Consider the following 23,365-nt stretch of genomic DNA (forward strand, 5'->3'; position numbering starts at 1 on the left):
AATGAGCCCCGCCTTGCTTGAAACCATCAACAGCCCGGCCGATTTGCGCCGCCTGGATCGCAAGCAATTGCCGCAACTGGCGACCGAACTGCGCGCCTTCCTGATCGAATCGGTTGCGCAGACCGGCGGCCATCTGTCGTCGAATCTCGGCACGGTCGAACTGACGGTTGCCCTGCACGCCGTCTTCAACACGCCGGACGACCGGCTGGTCTGGGATGTCGGCCATCAATGCTACGCCCACAAGATACTGACCGGCCGCCGCGCCGGCATGAGCACGTTACGCATGCACGGCGGCGTCTCCGGCTTCCCCAAGCGCGCGGAGAGCCCCTACGACACCTTCGGCGTCGGCCACTCCTCGACCTCGATCTCGGCTGCTCTCGGCATGGCCCTGGCCGCCAAGCACAAAGGCGAAGACCGCAAGGCCATCGCCATCATCGGCGACGGCGCGATGTCGGCCGGTATGGCCTTCGAAGCCCTGAACAATGCCGGTGTCGCCGACGCCGACATGCTGGTCATCCTCAACGACAACGAGATGTCGATCTCGCCGCCGGTCGGCGCGCTGAACAATATCCTGACCCGCCTGATGTCCGGCAAGACCTACAATGCCGCCCGTTCGGCCGGTCGCCACATGCTCGGCTTTGCCCCTCCCCTGCTCGAACTGGCGCGGCGCGCCGAGGAGCACGTCAAGGGCATGATCGCTCCGGGCACGCTGTTTGAAGAATTCGGTTTCCATTACTACGGCCCGATCGACGGCCACGACCTCGACGCCCTGATCCCGACGCTGGAAAACTTGCGCAACCTGAAGGGCCCGAAGTTCCTCCACGTCATCACCAAAAAGGGGCAGGGCTACAAGCTGGCCGAAGCCGACCCGATTCTTTACCACGGCGTCGCCAAATTCGCCCCGGACGAAGGCATCAAGGCCAGCAAAGGCCCCGGCAAACTGACCTACACCCAGGTCTTCGGCGACTGGCTGTGCGACATGGCCAAGGCCGACAGCCGTCTGGTTGGCATCACCCCGGCCATGCGGGAAGGCTCCGGCATGGTGCGTTTTGCCAACGAGTATCCGAAACGCTACTTCGATGTCGGCATCGCCGAACAGCACGCCGTCACCTTTGCCGCCGGACTCGCCTGTGAAGGCCTGAAGCCGGTCGTCGCGATCTACTCGACCTTCCTGCAGCGCGCTTACGACCAGTTGATCCACGATGTCGCCCTGCAGAATCTGCCAGTCATTTTCGCAGTCGACCGTGGCGGCCTGGTAGGCGCCGATGGCCCGACCCATCACGGCACCTTCGACTTGTCCTTCGTTACCTGCATTCCGAACATGGTGGTCATGGCCCCGGCCGACGAGGCCGAGTGCCGCCAGATGCTATCGACGGCCTACGGTCACAATGGTCCAAGCATGGTTCGCTATCCGCGGGGCGGTGGCAGCGGAAAAATTCCGGCGATGGATCTGACGCCACTGCCCGTTGGCAAGGGAGAAATTCGCCGTAACGGCCGGGACATCGCCCTGCTCGCCTTCGGCAGCCTGGTGTCGGCGGCACTGGCGGCCGGCGAGGAGCTGGACGCGACGGTGGCCAATATGCGCTTCGTCAAACCGATCGATGCCGAGCTGATTGTTGAACTCGCCGGGAACCATTCGCTGCTCGTCAGCATCGAAGAAAATGCAGTGATCGGCGGCGCCGGCTCGGAAATCGAGCGCGTGCTTGCCGAGCACGGCCTCACCGTACCGCTGATCCGCCTCGGCCTGCCCGACCGTTTCATCGACCACGGCGAACAAGGCCAGCTTCTTGCAGAAGTCGGCCTCGACAAGGACGGCATCGTGGGTGCCATACGCGCCCGAACCAACAGACAATAAACGAAAAACAGACATGAACAGCCCTACTCCAATCCCCGACGTTCAAAACTCCGTCGATACACGCCAGCTGGCCATCAACAAGGTCGGCATCAAGGCGATTCGCCACCCGATCAAGGTCCAGGACAAATCGACCGGCGTGCAGCACACGATCGCCGTTTTCAACATGTATGTCGGCCTGCCGCACAACTTCAAGGGCACGCACATGTCGCGCTTCGTGGAAATACTGAACAGCCACGAGCGCGAGATTTCCGTCGAGAACTTTCCGGTCATGCTGCGCGACATGGTGCTCAAGCTCGAAGCGGAAACCGGTCACATCGAGATGAACTTCCCATATTTCATCAACAAGACCGCCCCGGTCTCCGGCGTGCAGAGCCTGATGGATTACGACGTGACCTTCATCGGCGACATCTGCCACGGCGAAATCGCCACCTCGGTCAAGGTCGTCGTACCGGTGACCAGTCTCTGCCCCTGCTCGAAGAAGATTTCCGAATACGGCGCCCACAACCAGCGCTCGCATGTCACCGTGACGGCACGGACCAACGATTTCGTCTGGATCGAGGAAATCGTCCAGTTGGTCGAACAGGAGGCCTCTTGCGAACTGTTCGGCCTGCTCAAGCGCCCCGATGAGAAATACGTTACCGAGCGCGCCTACGACAACCCGAAATTCGTTGAAGACATGGTCCGCGACGTTGCCGCCCGCCTCAACGCCGAAGGCCGCATTGACGCATACGTTGTGGAGTCGGAGAACTTCGAGTCTATCCACAACCATTCGGCTTATGCCCTGATCGAGCGCGACAAGAAGAATTCTGCCGCACACCCGTAATACCAGGCAAAAGCCGGCAATAAAAAAGGGCGCCGAGGCGCCCTTTCTTCAATCCCAAGAAATCGCTTAAACAGCAGCGACCGTCTTGCGAACCAGCTTTTCCTTGATCCGTGCGGACTTGCCCGAACGCTCGCGCAGGTAGTACAGCTTGGCGCGACGAACATCGCCACGACGCTTCACTTCGACGGAAGCAACCAGCGGGGAATAGGTCTGGAAAGTACGCTCGACACCTTCGCCGGAAGAAATCTTGCGGACGGTGAAAGCAGAGTTCAGACCGCGGTTACGCTTGGCGATGACGACGCCTTCGTAAGCCTGCAGACGCTCGCGATTGCCTTCCTTGACCTTGACCTGAACGACGATGGTGTCGCCCGGTGCGAAGTCGGGAAGGGTCTTGCCCAGACGGGCAATTTCTTCTTGTTCCAGTTGTTCAATCAGATTCATGTGAGATCCTTAAATTTATAAAAACTTACTCACCGCATTGCTCCTCTCCGACGATTTCCGTGAGGAGTTGCGTTTCTTCCGCGTTCAACACGCGGTGCGCCAGTAAATCCGGCCGGCGCTTCCGGGTCCGGGCCAGCGCCTGTTTCAGCCGCCAGCGTCGAATTCTTTTGTGGTCGCCCGACATCAACGCCGCCGGCACCGCCACGCCCTCGTAAATCTCGGGCCGCGTGTAGTGCGGGCAATCCAGCAGACCACCGACAAACGAATCTTCCACCGCCGAAGCGGCATCGCCCAATACGCCCGGCAACTGGCGGACGACGGCATCAATCAGGGCCATCGCCGGCAACTCGCCGCCAGACAGGACAAAATCTCCGATCGATATCTCTTCATCGACACAGCGCTCGATCAAACGCTCGTCAATTCCTTCATAACGACCGCAAAGCAGGATCAAGCCCTCCTCGCCGGTCGCCAACTGCATCACCCGCTGATGGGTGAGCGGCGCGCCCTGCGGCGAAAGGTAGATGACCCGGCTCTTCGCCAGGCCTGCCTCGCGCTGCTCCGCCTTGGCTGCAGCTATCGCCCGCTCCAGCGGCCCTGGCTGCATCAGCATGCCCGGCCCACCGCCAAAGGGACGATCATCCACCCGCCGCCAGGCATTCTCGGCGAAATCGCGTGGATTCCAGCCTTGCCAGACCCAGCGCTGTTCTTCCAGCGCCCGGCGGGTAATACCGCTCTCTGTTACAGCAACGAACATCTCCGGGAAGATGGTAATGCAGTCAAACCGGATCACCAGTCGCCGCCCCACTCCACCCGAATAAGCCCTGCCTTCTTGTCCACCGTCAGCACTACCGCCGAAACAAAAGGCAACAGGCGTTCCGTTTCATCATCCGCCACAACGCGCAAAACGGAGTTCGCGCCGGTTTCGATCAGGCTGGCTACTTTACCCAGCCGCTCGTCTGCGGTGTTGATAACATCCAGGCCGATCAGATCGCCCCAGTAATACTCATCATCCTTTGTGGACGGCAACGAATCGCGCGGTGCGCCAACGAGTATCCCCTTCATGGCTTCAGCAGCCGTCCGATCGGGTACCCCATCCAGCAACACAACCACGCCACCGCTATGCGCTTTCAAGGCTTTCAGCCCGCACTCGCGCCACGGCTCGCCTTCCCTGCAAATCCACCAGACGGGCATCTCGGCCCAGGCCAGCGGATCGTCGCCAAAGGTTTGCAGCCTGAGCCAGCCCTGAATCCCGTAAGGATCGAGCAGTCGACCCAGAACAACGATATCGTTACTGGCCAAAGCCGGAACTACTTAAGCGACCTGCTGGGCAGCGTGTTGCTTGACCAGGCGAGCAACGGTCGGGGACAGCTGGGCGCCATTCTGTTGCCAGTAGGTCAGACGATCCACGGAAATGCGCAGGCTTTCAGCGTTACCGGAAGCAACCGGGTTGTAGAAGCCGATACGCTCAACGAAACGACCATCACGACGATTACGGGAATCGGCAACAACCATGTTGTAGAAAGGGCGCTTCTTGGCGCCGCCACGGGCAAGACGGATAACAACCATCGTTATACTTTCGTTAGCTGGAAAAAAGACCCGGAATTATAGCGCTTTACCAAGGAAAAACAAGACCACTATCGGGAAGATGCCGAATCCATGTCGACCGGAAAAACCCGCATATTTGCCGAATGCGCCGCGCTGTGGCGAATATGTAAATTTTTGTTATCCTGACCGGGAAATGAGTCCCCCGCCGAGCCGCCCCCCACTACCAGCTACCGAACCCAACATCAAGAGCATTCTTGAATGGCTGGCTTTGGCACATGGGCGTGTCGGCGCCGAAGATGCCGATCAGCTCTACCGTCAGTTGCTGCTGTTGCGACAAGCAGCGATTCCGAGCCCCCAACGCATCAAGCTTCTCGATTTGCTGTACGGTCACGCCGAGCGAATCGTCAATGCCGAGTTGCCCAAACTCCACCAGGTCTCCTTGCCGGTGTCCCGCAAACTTCGCCAGCGCGTCAAGTTGATGCTCGAGCTGCTGGCCATCCTGACTCAGGATTATTTCAACACGCTCGCCGTCCTCTTCGACCCGGAAGGTTCGCAGACACTTCGCACGCCGCACATTTCGCTGCTTCGCGCCATGCATGCCATCGCCTGGCAGATCAGGATTTACCACCTGATTGCCGCACCGACCGGCATCGGCCTCTGGCAACAATTGCACGCCGCACTCCGCAACGCCCGTCGCCTCGGTCTCGACAACTTCCCGGGACCGCACGGAGAGACTAGCATCCAGCGTGCCTACACCAACATACTGCTGGCGGCGATTGCCCAGCCAGCGTCGTTTTCATCGGCCGAACTCGAGTTCATCAGCGACTATATCGACCTTAGCCCGCTCTCCCTGGAATTGCTTGACGCCCCGCCACCTGGCAGCACCGGGATATTCTGGATCGACCTCGACAAGGACTTCCCGGCGCACGCCCTGATTCGTCGACTGCCCGGCGCCGATAGCCAGATTCTCTACTTTTCGCCTGACGCGATGGCCGAGAAGGCGATCCTGCACCATTCCGAACTCGCCAGAGGCATCCCGGCCTCGGCACTGGGCTTGCCGCCTTTTGCCGACACCCATGCCGGCCAAGGCGTTTTGCAGCGCCTTGCCACCCTTTGGGGACAACCAGCCAAGCGCAAATTCCCCCGGCGACGGCAGTCCTATCGCGCCAGCCTCTGCCTTGGATTCGACAAGCTCTGGCAGCTGATCAAAACCCCCGAGGCAGATGTCGATATCAGCGAATGGATGGTAACCAACGAAAGCCCCGATGGTTATGCGCTGATGCATATGTCCGGCACCACGGAAGACCTGCGGATCGGCGACATTGTCGCGCTCCAGCCCCTCGGCGAGCGGGCCGAGGCGCCGGCGGAGTGGCACATCTGCATCATCCGCTGGGCCATCTCGGAAAACCCGGAACACGTCGAACTCGGCCTGCAATTGCTGGCCACCAACGCCATCGCCGCTGAAATCACCCAGCCCTCCGACTTTACCGCAGGCAGTGTCGCCGCCCTGATCCTTCCGCAAATACCGCCGCTCCGCCTGGCCGAATCGCTCGTCGTCCCGATCGGTATCCTGAAGGAAAACACCGGCCGCATTGTCGTGCTGGTGGAAAAGGACAATTTGGAAATCCGCGAGGTCCACGCCACAAGCCTGGACGAGCAAACAAGCCTCATTGAGGTGTTCAGCGTGCAGCCTGACGACTCAGCTTAGCAACCATCAACCCGCCAAACAGGACAATCGCCCAAGACAGGTGCAGCCAGATCAGAAACACCGGGAATGCGGCAAACGCGCCATAGATGCTTTTGAGCATCGCCGAACTGACCAGATAAAGCTCGAATATTTTCTGCATGGCTGAAAACGCCAGGGCTGCAAAAACACCACCGAGCACCGCCGCACGGCGCGACACCATGGCATTCGGCACGGAATAATAAAGAAACGAAAAAAACAGGCCTAACAGAATCAGCGAGACGGCTTTCAGCAACAAGCGCCTAAGCCAGACCGATTCGTCAAACAAGCCCAGCGAAGTACTGACGGCAAACGACATGGCGGCAGCCACCGCCCCGAGAACAAAAGGCCATACCGCCATGGCAAAAGCGTAGAGACGAAGACGGGCCAGCAGCGGCCGCGGTTTCACCCGCCACAGGTGGTTGAAGGCACGCTCGATGGTGTTCATCAGCAGGAACGCCGTCACGCTCAGGACACCAACCCCGGCCAAGGTCAATTGCTGCGCCTTGTGGGAAAACCGCCCGATACTCCCGGCGATCGCGCCGGCCGCCCCGGCCGGCAAGAGAGCCTCGCGGACCAGTAGGTCAAGACGGGCGATCAGAAGATTCAGGTAGGGCACCGCATCAGCCACCGAAAGCACCACCGTGACCAGCGGAACAAGGGCCATCAGCGTCGTGAACGCCAGCGCCGAACTGGTCTGCATCATGTTCTCGCTGCGAAAACGCCGGAAGACACCGTCTTCTCGAACGTCTCTGCTGGCGTTGCGGCGGTGTCGGGAGTGCATTCGCATGGGGCCGTATAATAGCCGACCATGTCAGACATCCTCATCCTCTATTACAGCCATCGCGGCTCGGTGCGTTCGATTGCCGAACGCATTGCCCGCGGCATCGAATCGGTGCCCGGCATGCAGGCCCGCATGCGTACCGTACCCAAGGTTTCCACCGTCTGCGAAGCCAGTGAGGCCCCGGTACCCGACAGCGGCGCCCCCTATGTCGAAGCCGCCGATCTTGAAGAATGTGCCGGCCTGGCGCTGGGCAGCCCGGTTCGCTTTGGCAACATGGCGGCACCGATGAAATATTTCTGGGACGGCACCATCGCCGCATGGCAGAACGGCACACTGGCCGGCAAACCAGCCTGCGTCTTTACCTCCAGTTCGAGCCAGCACGGCGGCAATGAATCCACCCTGCTCTCGATGATGCTACCCCTACTACATCACGGCATGCTGGTTACCGGCCTGCCCTTCACCGAACCGGATCTCGGCGGAACAACAACGGGCGGCACCCCCTACGGTCCGAGCCACGTCTCCGGCGCCGATGGCAACCCGCGTCTTTCCGACGCCGAAAGCCGGCTCGCCTTTAGCCAGGGCAAACGCCTGGCCATTCTTGTAGAAAAACTGAGCAGACCGTGACCGCAACCCGCTATCAACTTATCACCAGCAGCAGCCTGATCGCGCTGATTTTCCTTTGCCTGGCCTGGGAAGGCTGGCTGGCACCGTTGCGCCCCGGTGGCTCATGGCTGATTCTGAAAGCCGCCTTTTTGCTGCTGCCACTCTTCGGTGTCCTGCGCGGCAAGCGTTACACCTACAAATGGTTGTCGCTGTTCATCCAGTTTTACCTGCTCGAAGGCCTGACCCGCGCCACCAGTGATGCCGGTCTGTCGCAACTACTGGCCATTGGCGAAACGGCTTTGGCCGGGGTCGTCTTCTTCTCGGCAATCCTCTACATCCGGGCAACCCGCCTCGCCCCTGAAAAAAAGGCCGCCCAGCAGAACTGAAGCGGCCTTTCGCTGAGCGCGGACGATCAGATATCGCCCTGCGCCCGCACCTTGTCCAGCGTTGAATGCAGCTTGTTCAGCGCATTGAGATAGGAGCGCGCCGAGGCAATCACGATGTCCGTATCGGCGCCGTTACCATTGACGATACGGCCACCCTTACTCAGACGCGTCGTCACCTCACCCTGGGCATCGGTGCCGGTGGTAATGGCATTGACCGAGTAGAGCAACAGCTCCGCCCCGCTCCTGGCAATCCGCTCGATCGCCTTGAAGGTCGCGTCGACCGGGCCGCCGCCATCGGCCTCGCCCTGCTGCTCGACGCCGCCGACATTGATGGTCACCTTGGCATGCGGCATCTCGCCGGTTTCCGAACAAACATGCGAATAGACCAGCTTGTAATGCTCATGCTCGGGCGTGACCAATTCGTCGGAGACCAGCGCCTGCAGGTCCTCATCGAAAATCTCATGCTTGCGATCCGCTAGCTCCTTGAAACGGGTGAAAGCCGAGTTCAGGGCCTCATCGCTTTCCAGTTCGATACCGAGTTCCTGCAAGCGCGACTTGAAAGCGTTGCGGCCGGAATGTTTGCCAAGCACCAACTTGTTCTGCGACCAACCCACATCCTGCGCCCGCATGATCTCGTAAGTTTCGCGATGCTTCAGCACGCCATCCTGGTGGATACCGGATTCATGGGCGAAGGCATTGGCGCCGACCACGGCCTTGTTGGGCTGGACCGGATAGCCGGTAATCTGCGACACCAGCTTGGAGGCCGGCACGATCTGCGTGGTATCGATCCGGGTTTCCACCGGGAACACATCGCTCCGCGTCCGCACTGCCATCACCACTTCTTCCAGCGAAGCATTGCCCGCCCGCTCGCCCAGGCCGTTGATCGTGCATTCAACCTGCCGCGCGCCAGCCAGCACAGCGGCCAGCGAATTGGCGACGGCCAGGCCAAGATCGTTGTGACAATGCACCGACCAGATCACCTTGTCGGAATTCGGCACCCGTTCGATCAATTGCCGAATGGTTTCGGCGTATTGCGATGGAATGTTGTAGCCGACGGTATCCGGCACGTTGATCGTCGTTGCGCCAGCCTTGATCACTTCGTCGCAAATGCGGACGAGGAAATCGATTTCCGAACGCCCGGCATCTTCTGCCGAAAACTCGACGTCATCGGTGTATTCGCGCGCCCAGCCGATCGACTTGACGGCCTGCTCGACCACTTGATCCGGCGACATGCGCAGCTTCTTCTCCATGTGAATCGGCGAAGTGGCGATGAAGGTATGGATGCGCCCCGATTTGGCCGGCTTGATCGCATCTCCCGAACGCCGGATGTCGTTTTCGTTGGCCCGAGCCAACGAGCAGATGGTCGAATCCTTGATGATCTGGGCGATCGAATGGATCGAATCGAAATCGCCGGGCGAAGCCGCCGCAAAACCCGCTTCGATCACATCGACCCGCATCTTTTCCAGCTGCCGGGCGACGCGAAGCTTTTCTTCCTTGGTCATCGATGCGCCCGGGCTTTGCTCGCCGTCGCGCAGGGTGGTGTCAAAAATAACCAAATGTTGTTTCATGCTCTACTCCCGGAATTACAGGGCCTTGCGTTTGAACAGACCGATGGCGGCCAGCACGTAGCCAGACAGGCCGTAAAGGACAAAGAACCCGAACAGGGCGATTTCCGGACTATAGGCCACCAGCGCAAAACCCAGGGCGATGGCGGCAATCACGAAGAAGGGCACGCTTTTCTTCAGATTGACGTCCTTGAAACTGTAATAGCGAATATTGGACACCATGGTGACGCCGGCCAGGATGGTCAGCACACAGGCCAACACACGGACATCGCTGCCGGCCACACCGGAAACGATCATCACCCAGACCAGCCCGGCAACCAGGGCTGCGGCGGCCGGCGAAGGCAAACCCTGGAAGTAGCGTTTGTCCATCACTTCCAGCGTCGTGTTGAAACGCGCCAAGCGCAAGGCTGCACCGGCACAGTAGATAAAGGCAGCAATCCAGCCGAGTCGCCCCATGTCCTGCAGGGCCCACTCGTACATCACCAGCGCCGGAGCGGCGCCAAAGCTGACCATGTCCGACAACGAATCGTATTCGGCACCAAAGGCCGACTGGGTATGCGTCAGACGGGCCACCCTGCCGTCCAGTCCATCGAGCACCATGGCGATGAAGATCGCCATCGCCGCCCGCTCGAAATCGCCTTGCATCGCCTGGACGATGGCGAAAAATCCGGCAAACAGTGCCGCCGTGGTAAACAGGTTGGGCAGCACATAAATACCGCGCCGCTTGAGTTCGGGATTGAACAGGGTCTTACGGGGCTTTAGTTCGGTCATTGCAATCGGGATTCCGGCAAGAAGACGAAGGATACATCCGACGTCATCAACAATCCTCAAATGAAAAGGGCGGTGCAGCTAGCCACACCGCCCAAAGCCAAGGTAGCGCAAGCGATTCGCGCTACCATGCCGGCATAGAACGATCAGTTCTTGGTCTGATCAACCAGCTTGTTCTTCTTGATCCACGGCATCATGTCACGCAGCTGACCGCCAACCGTCTCGATCGGATGCACGGCGTTCAGACGACGGCGAGCCGTCATCGACGGATAGTTGGTCTTGCCTTCCTGAATGAACATCTTGGCGTATTCGCCGGTCTGGATGCGCTTCAGGGCGTTGCGCATGGCTTCGCGGGACTTGTCGTTGATGACTTCGCTGCCGGTCACGTACTCGCCGTATTCGGCGTTGTTCGAGATCGAGTAGTTCATGTTGGCGATGCCGCCTTCGTACATCAGGTCGACGATCAGCTTCAGCTCGTGCAGGCACTCGAAATAGGCCATTTCCGGAGCGTAGCCGGCTTCGGTCAGGGTCTCGAAGCCCATCTTGACCAACTCGACGGCGCCGCCGCAGAGCACGGCCTGTTCGCCGAACAGATCGGTTTCGGTTTCTTCGCGGAAATTGGTTTCAATGACGCCACCCTTGGTGCCGCCGTTGGCCGCAGCGTAGGACAGAGCGATGTCCTTGGCCTTCTTGGTGACGTCCTGATACACGGCGATCAGGGACGGCACGCCGCCACCCTTCAGGTACTCGGAACGCACGGTGTGACCGGGGCCCTTCGGGGCGACCATGATGACATCGACGTCGGCGCGCGGCACAACCTGGTTGTAATGGACGTTGAAGCCGTGAGCGAAGGCCAGGGCAGCGCCCTTCTTCAGGTTCGGGGCGACTTCTTCGTTGTACACCTGCGGAATGTTCTCATCCGGCAACAGCATCATGACGACATCGGCGCCCTTGACGGCCTTGGCGATCTCTTCAACTTTCAGACCAGCCGCTTCGGCCTTCTTCCAGGAAGCGCCATCCTTGCGCAGGCCAACGGTAACCTTGACGCCGGAGTCCTTCAGGTTCTGGGCGTGGGCATGGCCCTGCGAGCCATAACCAACGATAGTGACCTTCTTGCCCTTGATGAGGGAGAGATCGGCGTCCTTGTCGTAATAAACTTTCATGAAATCCTCTTTACAGATAGTTAGATTTTGAGAATACGATCGCCGCGACCGATGCCACAGACACCAGTACGGACGGTTTCGAGAATCAGGCCGGCATCGATTGCCGCAATGAAGGAGTCAAGCTTGGCACTCGATCCGGTCAACTCGATTACATAGGTCGATTCCGTAACGTCGATGATCCGGCCACGGAAAATATCGGCCATCCGCTTCATCTCTTCGCGGTCCTTGCCGGTGGCGCGAACCTTGATCAGCATCAGTTCGCGTTCGACATGGGCAGCTTCGGAGAGATCGACAACCTTGACCACATCAACCAGCTTGTTGAGCTGTTTGGTGATCTGCTCGAGCACCTCGTCGGAACCCCGGGTCAGGATGGTCATCCGCGACAGCGAGGGATCTTCCGTCGGTGCCACGGTCAGCGATTCGATATTGTAGCCGCGTGCGGAGAACAGTCCGGCCACGCGGGAAAGAGCACCTGATTCGTTTTCGATCAGGATGGAAATGATGTGTCGCATATTCTTTTCCTCCCCCGCTTACAGTTCTTCAGCGAGGATCATTTCGGTCAGGCCCTTGCCCGCCGCCACCATCGGGAAGACATTGGCACCCGGATCGATGATGAAGTCCATGAACACCAGATCGTTCTTGTGCTCGGTAAAGGCCTTGCGCAGCGCCGGCTCGACATCTTCCGGCTTCTCGATCTTCATGCCGACGTGGCCATAGGCTTCCGCCAGTTTGACGAAGTCGGGCAGCGAGGTGACGTAGGATTGCGAATAGCGTTTCGAGTAGAACATTTCCTGCCACTGGCGGACCATGCCCAGCATGCCGTTGTTCAGGTTGATGATCTTGATCGGCAGCCCGTATTGCTTGCAGGTCGACAATTCCTGGATACACATCTGAATCGACCCCTCACCGGTAACACAGGCGACTTGCGCCTCCGGATTGGCCATCAGAACACCCATGCCATAAGGCAAACCGACCCCCATGGTCCCCAGGCCGCCGGAATTGATCCAGCGCCGTGGCTTGTCGAACTTGTAGTACTGGGCGGCAAACATCTGGTGCTGGCCGACATCGGAGGTTATGAAAGCATCACCACCGGTCACTTCGTAAAGTTTCTCGATCACGTACTGCGGCATGATGTGCTCGGACTGCTTGTAGCGCAGGCTGTCACGACCCCGCCACTCGTCGATCTGCTTCCACCAGCCAGCAACTTCCGGATCGCACTTGAAGCCTGCGTCGAGCAGTTTGAGAATTTCGTCGAGCACATCGGCAACATTGCCGACGATCGGTACATCGACCTTCACCCGCTTGGATATCGACGACGGGTCGATATCGATGTGGATGACGCGACGTTTTTCCTCACCAAAATGCTCGGGATTGCCGATCACTCGGTCATCGAAGCGCGCGCCGACCGCCAGAATCACGTCGGAATAATGCATCGCGTTGTTGGCTTCAAATGTACCGTGCATGCCGAGCATGCCGACAAACTGCCGGTCGGTCGCCGGGTAGCTACCCAAGCCCATCAGGGTATTGGTTACCGGAAAATTGAGCTTGCGGGCCAGTTGCGTCAGCTTGTCTGCGGCATCGGAAAGAATCACGCCACCACCGGCATAGATGATCGGACGCTTGGCCTCGAGCAGAAGCTGGACGGCTTTCTTGATCTGGCCGAGATGCCCCTTGACCACCGGGTTATACGAACGCATCTGAATGGTCTTGGGGTAGTCAAATTCGCACATCTGGGCGGTTATATCCTTGGGGATATCAACCACCACCGGACCGGGACGCCCGGTCGCCGCGATGTGGAAGGCTTTCTTGATGGTGACCGCCAGATCCTTGACGTCCTTGACCAGGAAATTGTGCTTGACGCAGGGCCGGGTGATGCCGACCGTGTCGCACTCCTGGAAAGCATCCTGACCAATGGCGCCAGTTGGCACCTGCCCGGTGAGGACCACCATCGGGATCGAATCCATATACGCCGTCGCGATGCCGGTGATGGTATTGGTCACCCCGGGGCCGGAAGTCACCAGCGCGACACCGACTTTTTGCGAGGAACGCGAATAGGCATCAGCCGCATGGACCGCTGCCTGTTCATGGCGAACCAGGATGTGCTTGACCTGATCCTGCTTGAAAAGGGCATCATAGATGTGCAGAACGGACCCACCCGGGTAACCGAATACACAATCGACCTTTTCTTCTTGCAGGCACCTGATTACAATTTCCGCACCGCTGATCATCATTCTTGAGCCCAAAAAGCTGTTGCCTAAAAGGGCGTAACCTTAATCGACCGCCCCCTTGTCGGTCAAGGTTTCCTAGTATGACCACTTAATGCTCAAGGCTTTTACTGGAAGAGGTTACCCTGGCATCATCCCAACAACTTTCCAGTTTTCTCGAACTGGTCGAGCGTCGAGCATTCAAGCAGGCAATGTACGCTGTCCGCGAAGAAGAGGCGGCCCTGGACATTGTCCAGGATGCGATGCTGAAGCTGGCCGAGAAATATGGCGACCGACCCGAGGAAGAGTTCCCCATGCTCTTCCAGCGCATCCTGCAAAACACCATCCGCGATTTTTACCGGCGCAGCAAGGTACGCTCGATGTGGACCACGCTGCTCTCCGCATTCACGCCGAACGACGACGAGGACTATGACCCACTCGAAACGCTGGCCGCCGACGAAGACGACGCCGGTCCGAGAACGCCGGAAAGCAAATTGCTCCAGGCCCAGACACTGAACCTGATTGATGCGGAAATTAAAAAACTGCCAACGCGTCAACGTGAAGCCTTCCTGATGCGTTACTGGGAGGACATGGACGTCGCTGAGACCGCAGCGGCGATGGGCTGCTCAGAAGGCAGCGTGAAGACCCATTGCTCGCGCGCCACCCACGCGCTGGCAGCCGCCCTGTCGGCGAAAGGTATAAGGCTATGAACGAAGAACGCTATGCCCAGCACGTTCGGCAAGTGCTGAACCACGGACTGAACGACATTCCCCCGGCGGCCGCGCGGCGCCTCGAGGCGGCACGTCACCTCGCACTATCCAGGCAGAAACAGGTCGAGCCACGGCTGGCCCTGGCCGGCTTCGGCGCCTACGCTTTCAAAAGCGGCTCACCGATCCCCTATCTCAAGCAAACGCTTTCGATTGTCGCGCTGTTGCTCGGCATGTGGCTTTCCTTCTATTGGCACAGTGTTCAGTATGTAACCGAACTGGAGCAGGTTGATACAGCCCTGCTCGCCGACGATCTACCACCGGAAGCTTTTCTGGATAATGACTTCTTCGAATGGCTAAAAGACGACTCGTCGGCGGAGTGATCCTCTGCATGGCGCTGGCGGCCTCGGTGGTCGCTGCGCCACCGACCACGGCCATCATTGGCACCCCTCCCCAGCCTGACTGGGTTCAGTTAAGCGCGCCGCAAAAATCCATCCTCGCCCCCCTTGCCAAGGACTGGAGCAAGATGGACAACATCGGCAGAAAAAAATGGCTGGGTATTGCCGAACGCTATCCGGCGATGAAACAGGATGAGCAGCAGCGCATGCAGGAACGGATGCGCGAGTGGGTGGGCCTGACGCCGGAACAGCGGGCGAAGGTGCGCGACACTTACAAGGATTTCAAACAACTGCCTCCTGAACAGAAGAAATTGGTCAAGCAAAAATGGGAGGCGTATTCCAGTCTTCCTGCCGAAGAGAAACAGCGTCTGCGCGACACAGGAAAGTCTGCCCGCTTACTCGCGCCGCCACCCGAAGCAGCCGCGCCGACATCAGACAGCCCCTCCAGGGGTAGCCCTGAGAACAACGCCTTACCCACACCTTCCGCCAACGAGGCGACCAGGAATCAATGACTCTGAATTTACCCGGAATTGGCCGCCGCCTGGCCAGCATGCTGTATGAAGGACTGGTCGTTTTCGCCGTACTGCTCGTCGGCTTCCTCTTCCCGCAAATCGTACTTGCCGGTTTCGGCATGGGCATGAGCGCCAAACTGCTGTGGCTGCACGTTGTCGTGCTGCTGATGGGGTATTTTGTCTGGTTCTGGCTGAACGGCGGACAAACACTACCGATGAAAACCTGGAAATTGCGCATTGCCAATCCCGATGGCAGCCCGCCCCGCCCGCTGCAAGCGCTGTTGCGCTATCTGGCGGCCTGGCCGAGCGTCATGCTACTTGGCGTCGGAATTCTGTGGGCCTTGATCGACCCGGACAAGCAGTTCCTGCATGACCGGATCGCAGGCACGCGAATCGTTAGCGCCAACGACTGATCAACGTCGCTCGACCCACCACAGCATGCCAATGGCGGCCAGCAGGAATATTGCCGAAGGCAAGGTTGCGCTGGCGAAAGGCGGCCACGAGTTGATTGTACCCAGGTTGGAGAAAAGCCCGTTCAAGGCATAGAAAAGTATGCCCAGCATCACACCGGCGAAAATCTTCAGACTGACCCCACCCACTCGGTTGTGGGAGTAACCAAACGGCAAGGCAAGCGCCACCATGACCAAGGCGGCAAGTGGATAGACCAGCTTTTTCCAGATGGCAATCTCATAGCGTTCGGTCTTTTGCCGATTTTCCGACAAATGCTGGTTGTAGTTGAGCAGCCCGTAAAGCGACATTTTGTCCGGCGACACCATCAGGAGCGCCAGTAAATCCGGGGTAACCGCCGAATGCCAATCAGCCGCTTCGCTTCGCTCAACTCGCGAGGAATCGCCGACCAGTATCGTTCTGACGACATCTTTCAGGACCCAACGTCCGGGAGGCTGGAAACTGGCCTCGGCGGCATCGGTTACCGACTCGAGCGCATTCTTCCCGTCAAACCGGTAAATTCTGATTTTTTCCAGGCTGGCATCAGGCATTGCCTTCTGAATATTGATGAAATCCCGCCCGTCCTTGAGCCATAACCCCGTCTCAAAACCGCTTTGGGCAATCACCTTGCTCATCGCCTTGGCTTGAATCTCCTGCGCCAGACGCTCGGAAAACGGCACCAAGCCTTCTCCAACTATAAAAGTCAGTACAACCAGGGCACCAGCCACCCGGAACAAGGTCATTAACAGATCGCGCGTCGTTAGTCCCGACGCCCGCAAGACGGTAATTTCCGAGTGGCGGGCCAGCGTAGAAAGCGCATAGAGGGTCCCGATCAGCACCGCGATCGGCACCAACTCGTAAACCAGCCCGGGCAACTTGAGCGTCACGTAAAGCAACGCATGGCTCAACTGGTAACCACTCTTGCCAATGCTGCGTAATTCATTGATCAGATCGAAAAAACTGAACAAGGCGATAAATGCAGCCAGCACAAGAAAAATGGCGGCAAATATTTCGCGCATCAGGTAACGCTGATACAGCTTCAGGCGAAACATCAGGCCTTCCTCCGTCGCCACGGCATCCGCAAGGCAATTCTTTGATAGAACATCAGGAATAGCGGCAACAGCATCAGGGCATGCACCGCCCAGACACCGACCCAGAATGACAATTTGCCTTGGGCAACCCAGGCTTGGCTGACCGACAACAGATTGCTGTAAATGGCGTAGATCAGAATCGCAATAAGCATATTGATCGAGCGCCCGGCCCGCGGATTGACGTAGGAAAGCGGGATGGCCAGCAAGGCCAGAATCAACGCCGATACCGGCATGCCTATGCGCCAGAGCAATTCACCACGGGCCTGATTGCTACGGTCGCTGACCAGTTCGGTAATCGGCATGCGATTCGGTGAATTTTCAGCCGGCCTGGCTTCGCCATCCTCGGTACGAACGCGATAGCGCTCGAACTCCATCACTTTGAAGGCTGGCGTTCCGGGTTCGACTTCGTACCGGCGCCCGTGCTCAAGCACGACAAAACGGTCGCCATTCTCGGCGACTTCCTGATGGCCTGAATCCGACATCACCACGCCCAGCTTGCCATCCTGGAGCGAAGCAACGAAAACATTACCAACCTTGCTGGCATCTTCGGCCAACGCTTCGACAAAAAAGACACGCCGCCCCTTCTTTGCCTCACGGAAAGCACCCGGTGAAACCTGCGACAGCTCGCTGCGGGCCGCCAGCTTCTGCTTGTAATCGGCCGTACTGTAATTCGCCCAGGGCGACAAAAACCCGGAAAGCACTGCGATGGCGAGCACAACGGGCAAGGAGAATTTCAATACCGGCCGCATCCAGGCGGTCAATGGCTGACCGCAGGAGAACCAGACGACCATCTCGGAATCCCGGTAGGCCCGCGACAAACTGAGCAAAATGGAGACAAAAAGCGTCAACGAGAGCAAAACGGGCATGAAGTTCAAGGCGGCAAAGCCGAGCAGCGAGGCCACGGCTTCAGGCGCAATGGTTCCGCCGGCTGCATCTTTGAGCAGTCGGATCAACTGGGTGGAGGTCAGGATGGCCAGCAAGGCGACACTAATGCCAGCCGCTGCCTGAGCGAATTCACGCCGGGCGGCGCGCTCAAATATCATGCTTTGACGAAACCGAAAAAATACGAGGATAATCCTGCAGATACCGAAATATCCTTGATCAGGAGCAGCCTGTGGAATTTAGCATAAAAAGCGGTAGCCCGGAAAAGCAGCGAAGCGCCTGTGTCGTCGTCGGCGTTTTTGAATCGAGAAAACTCACTCTGCCGGCCGAACTGCTTGACAAGGCCGCCAACGGCTACATTTCGGACATCGTTCGCCGTGGCGACATGGAAGGCAAGGCGGGCAGCACGCTGTTGCTTCATAACGTTCCCGGTACGCTGTGCGATCGCGTCTTGATGGTCGGTCTGGGCAAGGAAAAGGATTTCCGCGAAAAGGAATTCATCGGCGCCATCCGCACTACGGTCAAGACGCTCAACGAAACCGGCGCCTTCGATGCCTCGATTTTCCTGACCGAACTGGCCGTCAAAAAACGCAGCATCGGCTGGCGGGTACGCCAGACCGCCATGATCGCGCTGGAAGCCACCTACAAGTTCGACCAGTTCAAGAGCAAAAAGGATGAGGTTCGGCGCCCGTTGCGCAAACTGACCCTTGGCGTCGAACGGCGCAATGAACTGGCGCAATCCGAAGAAGCCCTGAGTCAGGGAATCGCCATTGCCGAAGGCATGGCCTTGGCCAAGGATCTCGGCAACCTGCCGCCCAACATCTGCCATCCGTCCTATCTTGCCGAACGGGCGCAGGCGATGGCTGAAGAGTTCGGTCTGGGCTGCGAAATTCTCGAACGCGACGACATGGAAAAGCTCGGCATGCATTCCCTGCTCTCCGTCGCGCGCGGCGCCCACCAGCCGCCCAAGCTGATCGTCCTCAACTACAAGGGCAGCAAGGCCAGTGAGAAACCCCTTGTCCTGGTCGGCAAGGGCGTCACCTTCGACACCGGCGGCATCTCGCTGAAGCCGGGTGCCGATATGGACCAAATGAAGTACGACATGTGCGGCGCCGCCAGCGTCCTTGGCACCATGCAGGCAGTCGCCCGCATGCAGCTGCCGATTAACCTGACGGTGATCGTACCCGCCACCGAAAACATGCCCGGCGGCAATGCCACGCGCCCGGGCGACATAGTCGCCTCGATGTCCGGCCAGACCATCGAAATCCTCAACACCGACGCCGAAGGCCGCCTGATCCTTTGCGACGCCCTGACTTATGCCGAACGTTTCGAGCCGGATACGGTAATTGACGTCGCCACCCTGACCGGCGCCTGCGTTGTCGCCCTGGGCGGCATCGCCAGTGGCCTGTTCGCCAACAAGGATGGGCTTGCCCGGGAATTGCTCGAGGCTGGTGACGAAGCGCATGACCGCGCCTGGCATATGCCGCTGTGGGACGACTATCAGGAATTGCTGAAGAGTCCGTTCGCCGATATGGCCAATATCGGCGGACGCTGGGGCGGCGCGGTCACTGCCGCCTGCTTCCTCTCGCGCTTCACCAAGAAGTTCGACTGGGCGCACCTCGACATCGCCGGCACCGCCTGGAAATCGGGGGCAGAGAAAGGCGCCACCGGCCGCCCGGTACCGCTGCTCACCCACTACATCCTGCAACTCGCCGGCAAGCTCAATTGACCCAGGTCTTCTTCTATCACGGGGCGTCCGACAAGATCGCCGCAGCTTGCGCCTTGCTTGGCGGGGCTTACGCCAAACGGAAACCGATGCTGGTCTTTGCCCCGGATAAAGCCATTGCCAACAGTGTCGACCGGATGCTCTGGACGCAACCGGCACTCGGCTTCGTACCGCATTGCCAGGCCGATTCGCCGGTCGCCGCCGAAACGCCGATCGTCATCACCGATTCGCTCGACAACATCCCGCAGGATGAGCGCCTGATGAATCTCAGCCAGGACGTGCCACCCGGCTTCTCCCGTTTCCAGAGCCTGATCGAGGTGGTCGGCCAGGAAGAGGACGAGCGCAGCTCCGCTCGCGACCGCGTCAAGTTCTACAAGGACCGCGGTTACGAGGTTCGCTACTTCGATCTCAGCGCCCGCTAAGGAAACGACGTGTCAACCAGCCCCATCCTTGCCCGAGCCGATGCCCTGATGCACCGCGTGCGGCAGAACAATGGCGAAATCGACGACCTACCGGTACTTACCGACGCAGTTGTTATACCAACCTCGGACGAGGACGATGACGTCCCTGTCCTGCTCGACGTCGAACACTTCGCGCCCCTCGCCGAGCCCGAGCCTGAGCCGCTCGTCGACCAAGACGTTGCACCGGCGGCGCCCGATGACATCGCGGAAACGGCAGCCCTGCCGGCCTTCGATACCGGACTGCGCGACATCATCGCCCACGAACTGGCCCGCCGGGTCGAACAGCGGCTCGCCGCCGAACTTCCCCGGATCATCGAATCCACCGTTCGCGACTACCTCGCCGAACAGGAAAAGATCGCGACGCTACAGCTGCGCGACTGAGATCGCGGCGGGGCCGGGCCTGGGCTCCGGTATAATTTTGGGTTTTCCCCTATTCCGACACGCCCATGGAACTCGCCAAAGCCTTTGAACCAGCCGATATTGAACGCCGCTGGTATCCCGAGTGGGAAGCCCAGAATTATTTCGCCGCCGGTGTAGACGCCAGCAAGACCGACAACTTCTGCATCCTGCTGCCGCCGCCCAACGTTACCGGCACGCTGCACATGGGTCACGGCTTCAACCAGACGATCATGGACGCGCTGACCCGTTACTACCGGATGCGCGGCCACAACACGCTGTGGCAACCAGGCACCGACCACGCCGGCATCGCGACGCAGATCGTCGTCGAGCGCCAGTTGGACGCCCAAGGCATTTCGCGCCACGACCTCGGCCGCGAGAAGTTCCTGGAAAAGGTCTGGGAATGGAAGGAATACTCCGGCAACACCATCACCAAGCAGATGCGCCGCATGGGCACCAGCCCGGACTGGAAGCGCGAACGCTTCACGATGGATGCCGGCCTCAACAAGGTCGTCACCGAAACTTTCGTCCGCCTGTTCAACGAAGGCCTGATCTACCGCGGCAAGCGCCTGGTGAACTGGGATCCGAAGCTGAACACTGCCGTCTCCGACCTCGAAGTGGTGCAGGAAGAAGAAGACGGCTTCATGTGGCACATCCGCTACCCGCTGGCCGATGGCTCGGATAGTCTGGTCGTTGCCACGACGCGTCCGGAAACCATGCTCGGTGATACCGCCGTGATGGTCCATCCGGAGGACGAGCGCTACAAGCACATGATCGGCAAGATGGTGAAACTGCCGCTGACCGATCGCGAAATCCCGGTCATCGCCGACAGCTACGTCGATCTCGAATTCGGCACCGGCTGCGTCAAGGTCACTCCGGCGCATGACTTCAACGACTACGCCGTCGGCCAGCGCCACAACCTGCCGCTGATCTCGATCCTGACACTGGATGCCAAGATCAACGACCAGGCCCCGGAAAAATACCGCGGCCTCGACCGTTTCGAGGCCCGCAAGGTCATTCTCGCCGACCTCGAAGCCCTCGGCATCCTCGAAAAGACCGACAAGCACAAGCTGAAAGTGCCGCGCGGCGACCGAACCAATGTTGTCATCGAGCCGATGCTCACCGACCAATGGTTCGTCGCCATGTCGAAGCCGGGCGACGATGGCAAGTCGATCACCGAGAAGGCGCTCGATGTCGTGCATTCCGGCGAGATCAAGTTTTATCCGGAAAACTGGGTCAATACCTACAACCAGTGGCTGAACAACATTCAGGACTGGTGCATCTCGCGCCAGCTGTGGTGGGGCCACCAGATTCCGGCGTGGTACGGCGACAACGGCCAGATCTTCGTTGCCCACAGCGAAGATGAAGCCAAAGCCGAGGCTGCCAAGCAAGGCTATACCGGTGCCCTGAAGCGCGACGAAGACGTCCTCGATACCTGGTTCTCCTCAGCCCTGTGGCCGTTCTCGACCCTGGACTGGACCGGCGACGCCGCCATCGACGCCGCTAACCCGCTGCTCAAGCAATACCTGCCGTCCTCGGTGCTGGTCACCGGCTTCGACATCATCTTCTTCTGGGTTGCCCGCATGGTCATGATGACCAAGCAGATCACCGGCCAGATCCCGTTCAAGCACGTCTATGTGCATGGCCTGATCCGCGATGGCGAAGGCCAGAAGATGTCGAAATCGAAGGGCAACGTGCTCGACCCGATCGACCTGATCGACGGCATCGGCCTCGAAGCGCTGATCGAAAAGCGCACCACCGGCCTGATGAACCCGAAGCAGGCGGAAAGCATCGCCAAGAAGACCAAGAAGGAATTCCCGGAAGGCATCGCCTCCTTCGGTACCGATGCGCTGCGCTTCACTTTCGCCAGTCTCGCCAGCCCCGGCCGCGACATCAAGTTCGACCTCGGCCGCTGCGACGGCTACCGCAATTTCTGCAACAAGCTGTGGAACGCCACCCGCTTCGTGCTGATGAACGTCGAAGGCCACGACCTGGCCCTGGAACACCAGCAAGGCGGTCCGGCCTGCGGCGGCTCCGCCCCGCTCGAGTTCTCCTTCGCCGACCGCTGGATCGTCAGCCAGCTGCAACGCGTCGAGCAGGAAGTCGAGCGCCACTTTACCGACTACCGTTTCGACCTGATCGCCCAGTCCATCTACAAGTTCGTCTGGGACGAGTTCTGCGATTGGTATCTGGAAATCGCCAAGGTCGAGATTCAGACCGGCAACGACGCGCAGCAGCGCGGCGCCCGCCGGACCCTGATCCGCACGCTGGAAGCCGTACTGCGCCTGGCCCATCCGCTGGTTCCGTTCATCACCGAGGAGCTGTGGCAGACCGTCGCGCCGATCGCCGGCCGCAAGACGCACGACTCGATCATGCTCGCCGCCTACCCGCGCGCCGAGGAATACAAGATCGACGCCGCCAGCGAAGCCAAGGTCGAGCGCCTGAAGGCCCTGGCTTACGCCTGCCGCAACCTGCGCGGCGAGATGAATGTCTCGCCCGCCCTGCGCATGCCGCTGCTGGTGGCCGGCGGCGGCGACGACATGGCCGAGTTCGCGCCCATCCTGCAAGCTCTGGGTAAGCTGTCCGAGGTACAACTGGTAGACGACATGCCGGCCGATGCGATGGCACCGGTCGCGGTGGTCGGCGAAACCCGGCTCATGCTCAAGGTCGAAATCGATCCCGCCGCCGAAAAAGTTCGTCTCGCCAAGGAAATCGAAAAGCTGGAAAAGCAGATCTCGATCGCCCAGGGCAAGCTGAACAACGAGGGTTTCGTCGCCCGCGCGCCGGCAGCCGTGATCGATCAGGAAAAGCAACGGGTCGCCGACTTCACGGCGACGCTCGAAAAACTCAAACCTCAACTGGCCAAACTCGGCTAAACGAAGGAA

25 protein-coding genes are annotated in these 23,365 nt (G+C 59.5%); 13 read left to right on the forward strand and 12 right to left on the reverse strand.

Features of this window, described 5'->3' with window-relative positions:
• Window position 1 precedes the first annotated feature (1 nt).
• Complete coding sequence (gene dxs, locus ACLIKD_RS12800; protein WP_428825372.1) at window positions 2–1,855, forward strand: 1-deoxy-D-xylulose-5-phosphate synthase; 1,854 nt, start codon at window positions 2–4, stop codon at window positions 1,853–1,855.
• Window positions 1,856–1,868: 13 nt separating this feature from the next.
• The gene (gene folE2 / locus ACLIKD_RS12805; RefSeq protein ID WP_428825373.1) at window positions 1,869–2,678 is read left to right on the forward strand and encodes a GTP cyclohydrolase FolE2; all 810 of its coding nucleotides are present in this window, start codon (window positions 1,869–1,871) and stop codon (window positions 2,676–2,678) included.
• Between the two features lie 66 nt (window positions 2,679–2,744).
• Here folE2 and rplS read toward each other — a convergent pair whose 3' ends face one another.
• From rplS to rpsP, 4 genes are read right to left on the reverse strand one after another with little or no spacing between them, the layout of a single operon-like run.
• Complete coding sequence (rplS, locus tag ACLIKD_RS12810; protein WP_226416591.1) at window positions 2,745–3,119, reverse strand: 50S ribosomal protein L19; 375 nt, start codon at window positions 3,117–3,119, stop codon at window positions 2,745–2,747.
• A gap of 25 nt (window positions 3,120–3,144) precedes the next feature.
• Window positions 3,145–3,909 (reverse strand): tRNA (guanosine(37)-N1)-methyltransferase TrmD, encoded by a 765-nt coding sequence (gene trmD / locus ACLIKD_RS12815; RefSeq protein ID WP_428825374.1) that lies wholly within the window; start codon window positions 3,907–3,909, stop codon window positions 3,145–3,147.
• Complete coding sequence (rimM, locus tag ACLIKD_RS12820; RefSeq protein ID WP_428825375.1) at window positions 3,906–4,418, reverse strand: ribosome maturation factor RimM; 513 nt, start codon at window positions 4,416–4,418, stop codon at window positions 3,906–3,908. Before rimM ends, trmD begins: the two co-directional genes overlap by 4 nt.
• Before the next feature lie 12 nt (window positions 4,419–4,430).
• Window positions 4,431–4,685, reverse strand: coding sequence for a 30S ribosomal protein S16 (rpsP, locus tag ACLIKD_RS12825; RefSeq protein ID WP_226416594.1), 255 nt, complete (start codon window positions 4,683–4,685; stop codon window positions 4,431–4,433).
• A 172-nt stretch (window positions 4,686–4,857) separates the two neighbouring features.
• On the opposite strand from rpsP, the gene ACLIKD_RS12830 reads away from it, so the two are divergent.
• Complete coding sequence (locus tag ACLIKD_RS12830; protein ID WP_428825376.1) at window positions 4,858–6,372, forward strand: hypothetical protein; 1,515 nt, start codon at window positions 4,858–4,860, stop codon at window positions 6,370–6,372.
• Here ACLIKD_RS12830 and ACLIKD_RS12835 read toward each other — a convergent pair.
• Window positions 6,344–7,093 carry a YhjD/YihY/BrkB family envelope integrity protein gene (locus tag ACLIKD_RS12835; protein WP_428825377.1) on the reverse strand — a complete coding sequence of 250 codons (750 nt, stop codon included), beginning with the start codon at window positions 7,091–7,093 and terminating at the stop codon, window positions 6,344–6,346. The two genes, ACLIKD_RS12830 and ACLIKD_RS12835, sit on opposite strands and share 29 nt — an antisense overlap.
• A 105-nt stretch (window positions 7,094–7,198) precedes the next feature.
• On the opposite strand from ACLIKD_RS12835, the gene wrbA reads away from it, so the two are divergent.
• Entirely contained in the window at window positions 7,199–7,795 is a 597-nt protein-coding gene (gene wrbA / locus ACLIKD_RS12840) for an NAD(P)H:quinone oxidoreductase (protein WP_428825378.1), read from the forward strand.
• Window positions 7,792–8,160, forward strand: a complete 369-nt coding sequence (locus ACLIKD_RS12845) for a DUF2069 domain-containing protein (RefSeq protein ID WP_226416598.1) — start codon at window positions 7,792–7,794, stop codon at window positions 8,158–8,160. The genes wrbA and ACLIKD_RS12845 overlap by 4 nt, the downstream gene beginning before the upstream one ends.
• Before the next feature lie 26 nt (window positions 8,161–8,186).
• Here ACLIKD_RS12845 and ACLIKD_RS12850 read toward each other — a convergent pair whose 3' ends face one another.
• The 5 genes from ACLIKD_RS12850 to ilvB all read right to left on the reverse strand — a co-directional run bounded on the left by ACLIKD_RS12850 (window position 8,187) and on the right by ilvB (window position 13,887).
• Window positions 8,187–9,728 (reverse strand): 2-isopropylmalate synthase, encoded by a 1,542-nt coding sequence (locus ACLIKD_RS12850; protein ID WP_428825379.1) that lies wholly within the window; start codon window positions 9,726–9,728, stop codon window positions 8,187–8,189.
• Window positions 9,729–9,743: 15 nt separating this feature from the next.
• Window positions 9,744–10,496, reverse strand: a complete 753-nt coding sequence (gene pssA, locus ACLIKD_RS12855) for a CDP-diacylglycerol--serine O-phosphatidyltransferase (RefSeq protein WP_428825380.1) — start codon at window positions 10,494–10,496, stop codon at window positions 9,744–9,746.
• A gap of 143 nt (window positions 10,497–10,639) precedes the next feature.
• On the reverse strand, window positions 10,640–11,656 hold the full coding sequence (gene ilvC, locus ACLIKD_RS12860) for a ketol-acid reductoisomerase (RefSeq protein WP_226416601.1): 1,017 nt from the start codon (window positions 11,654–11,656) through the stop codon (window positions 10,640–10,642).
• A gap of 20 nt (window positions 11,657–11,676) precedes the next feature.
• Window positions 11,677–12,168: an acetolactate synthase small subunit gene (gene ilvN, locus ACLIKD_RS12865; RefSeq protein WP_226416602.1), complete on the reverse strand. Its 492-nt coding sequence runs from the start codon at window positions 12,166–12,168 to the stop codon at window positions 11,677–11,679.
• Window positions 12,169–12,186: 18 nt separating this feature from the next.
• Complete coding sequence (gene ilvB, locus ACLIKD_RS12870) at window positions 12,187–13,887, reverse strand: biosynthetic-type acetolactate synthase large subunit (RefSeq protein ID WP_428825381.1); 1,701 nt, start codon at window positions 13,885–13,887, stop codon at window positions 12,187–12,189.
• A 155-nt stretch (window positions 13,888–14,042) separates the two neighbouring features.
• On the opposite strand from ilvB, the gene ACLIKD_RS12875 reads away from it, so the two are divergent.
• The 4 genes from ACLIKD_RS12875 to ACLIKD_RS12890 are packed head-to-tail and all read left to right on the forward strand — an operon-like array spanning window position 14,043 to window position 15,890.
• Window positions 14,043–14,570, forward strand: a complete 528-nt coding sequence (locus ACLIKD_RS12875) for an RNA polymerase sigma factor (protein WP_428828342.1) — start codon at window positions 14,043–14,045, stop codon at window positions 14,568–14,570.
• Window positions 14,567–14,950, forward strand: a complete 384-nt coding sequence (locus ACLIKD_RS12880; RefSeq protein WP_428825382.1) for a DUF3619 family protein — start codon at window positions 14,567–14,569, stop codon at window positions 14,948–14,950. Before ACLIKD_RS12875 ends, ACLIKD_RS12880 begins: the two co-directional genes overlap by 4 nt.
• A gap of 8 nt (window positions 14,951–14,958) precedes the next feature.
• Window positions 14,959–15,477, forward strand: a complete 519-nt coding sequence (locus ACLIKD_RS12885; protein WP_428825383.1) for a DUF3106 domain-containing protein — start codon at window positions 14,959–14,961, stop codon at window positions 15,475–15,477.
• On the forward strand, window positions 15,474–15,890 hold the full coding sequence (locus ACLIKD_RS12890; RefSeq protein WP_226416606.1) for an RDD family protein: 417 nt from the start codon (window positions 15,474–15,476) through the stop codon (window positions 15,888–15,890). Before ACLIKD_RS12885 ends, ACLIKD_RS12890 begins: the two co-directional genes overlap by 4 nt.
• On the opposite strand, the gene lptG is transcribed toward ACLIKD_RS12890, so the two are convergent.
• Together lptG and lptF are read right to left on the reverse strand one after the other, a co-directional pair.
• Window positions 15,891–16,976 (reverse strand): LPS export ABC transporter permease LptG, encoded by a 1,086-nt coding sequence (gene lptG / locus ACLIKD_RS12895; protein WP_428825384.1) that lies wholly within the window; start codon window positions 16,974–16,976, stop codon window positions 15,891–15,893.
• Window positions 16,976–18,058, reverse strand: a complete 1,083-nt coding sequence (gene lptF, locus ACLIKD_RS12900) for an LPS export ABC transporter permease LptF (protein ID WP_428825385.1) — start codon at window positions 18,056–18,058, stop codon at window positions 16,976–16,978. Before lptF ends, lptG begins: the two co-directional genes overlap by 1 nt.
• A gap of 71 nt (window positions 18,059–18,129) precedes the next feature.
• Here lptF and ACLIKD_RS12905 point away from each other — a divergent pair, with 71 nt between their 5' ends.
• From ACLIKD_RS12905 to ACLIKD_RS12920, 4 genes are all read left to right on the forward strand, one after another.
• Window positions 18,130–19,626, forward strand: a complete 1,497-nt coding sequence (locus tag ACLIKD_RS12905; protein WP_428825386.1) for a leucyl aminopeptidase — start codon at window positions 18,130–18,132, stop codon at window positions 19,624–19,626.
• The gene (locus ACLIKD_RS12910; protein ID WP_428825387.1) at window positions 19,623–20,045 is read left to right on the forward strand and encodes a DNA polymerase III subunit chi; all 423 of its coding nucleotides are present in this window, start codon (window positions 19,623–19,625) and stop codon (window positions 20,043–20,045) included. The genes ACLIKD_RS12905 and ACLIKD_RS12910 overlap by 4 nt, the downstream gene beginning before the upstream one ends.
• A gap of 9 nt (window positions 20,046–20,054) precedes the next feature.
• Window positions 20,055–20,465 carry a hypothetical protein gene (locus ACLIKD_RS12915; RefSeq protein WP_428825388.1) on the forward strand — a complete coding sequence of 137 codons (411 nt, stop codon included), beginning with the start codon at window positions 20,055–20,057 and terminating at the stop codon, window positions 20,463–20,465.
• 65 nt (window positions 20,466–20,530) lie between these two features.
• Complete coding sequence (locus tag ACLIKD_RS12920; RefSeq protein WP_428825389.1) at window positions 20,531–23,356, forward strand: valine--tRNA ligase; 2,826 nt, start codon at window positions 20,531–20,533, stop codon at window positions 23,354–23,356.
• The last annotated feature ends 9 nt before the right edge of the window (window positions 23,357–23,365 follow it).

This window comes from Azonexus sp. IMCC34842 (genome assembly GCF_050368855.1).
GTDB classification, from domain to species: domain Bacteria; phylum Pseudomonadota; class Gammaproteobacteria; order Burkholderiales; family Rhodocyclaceae; genus Azonexus; species Azonexus denitrificans_A.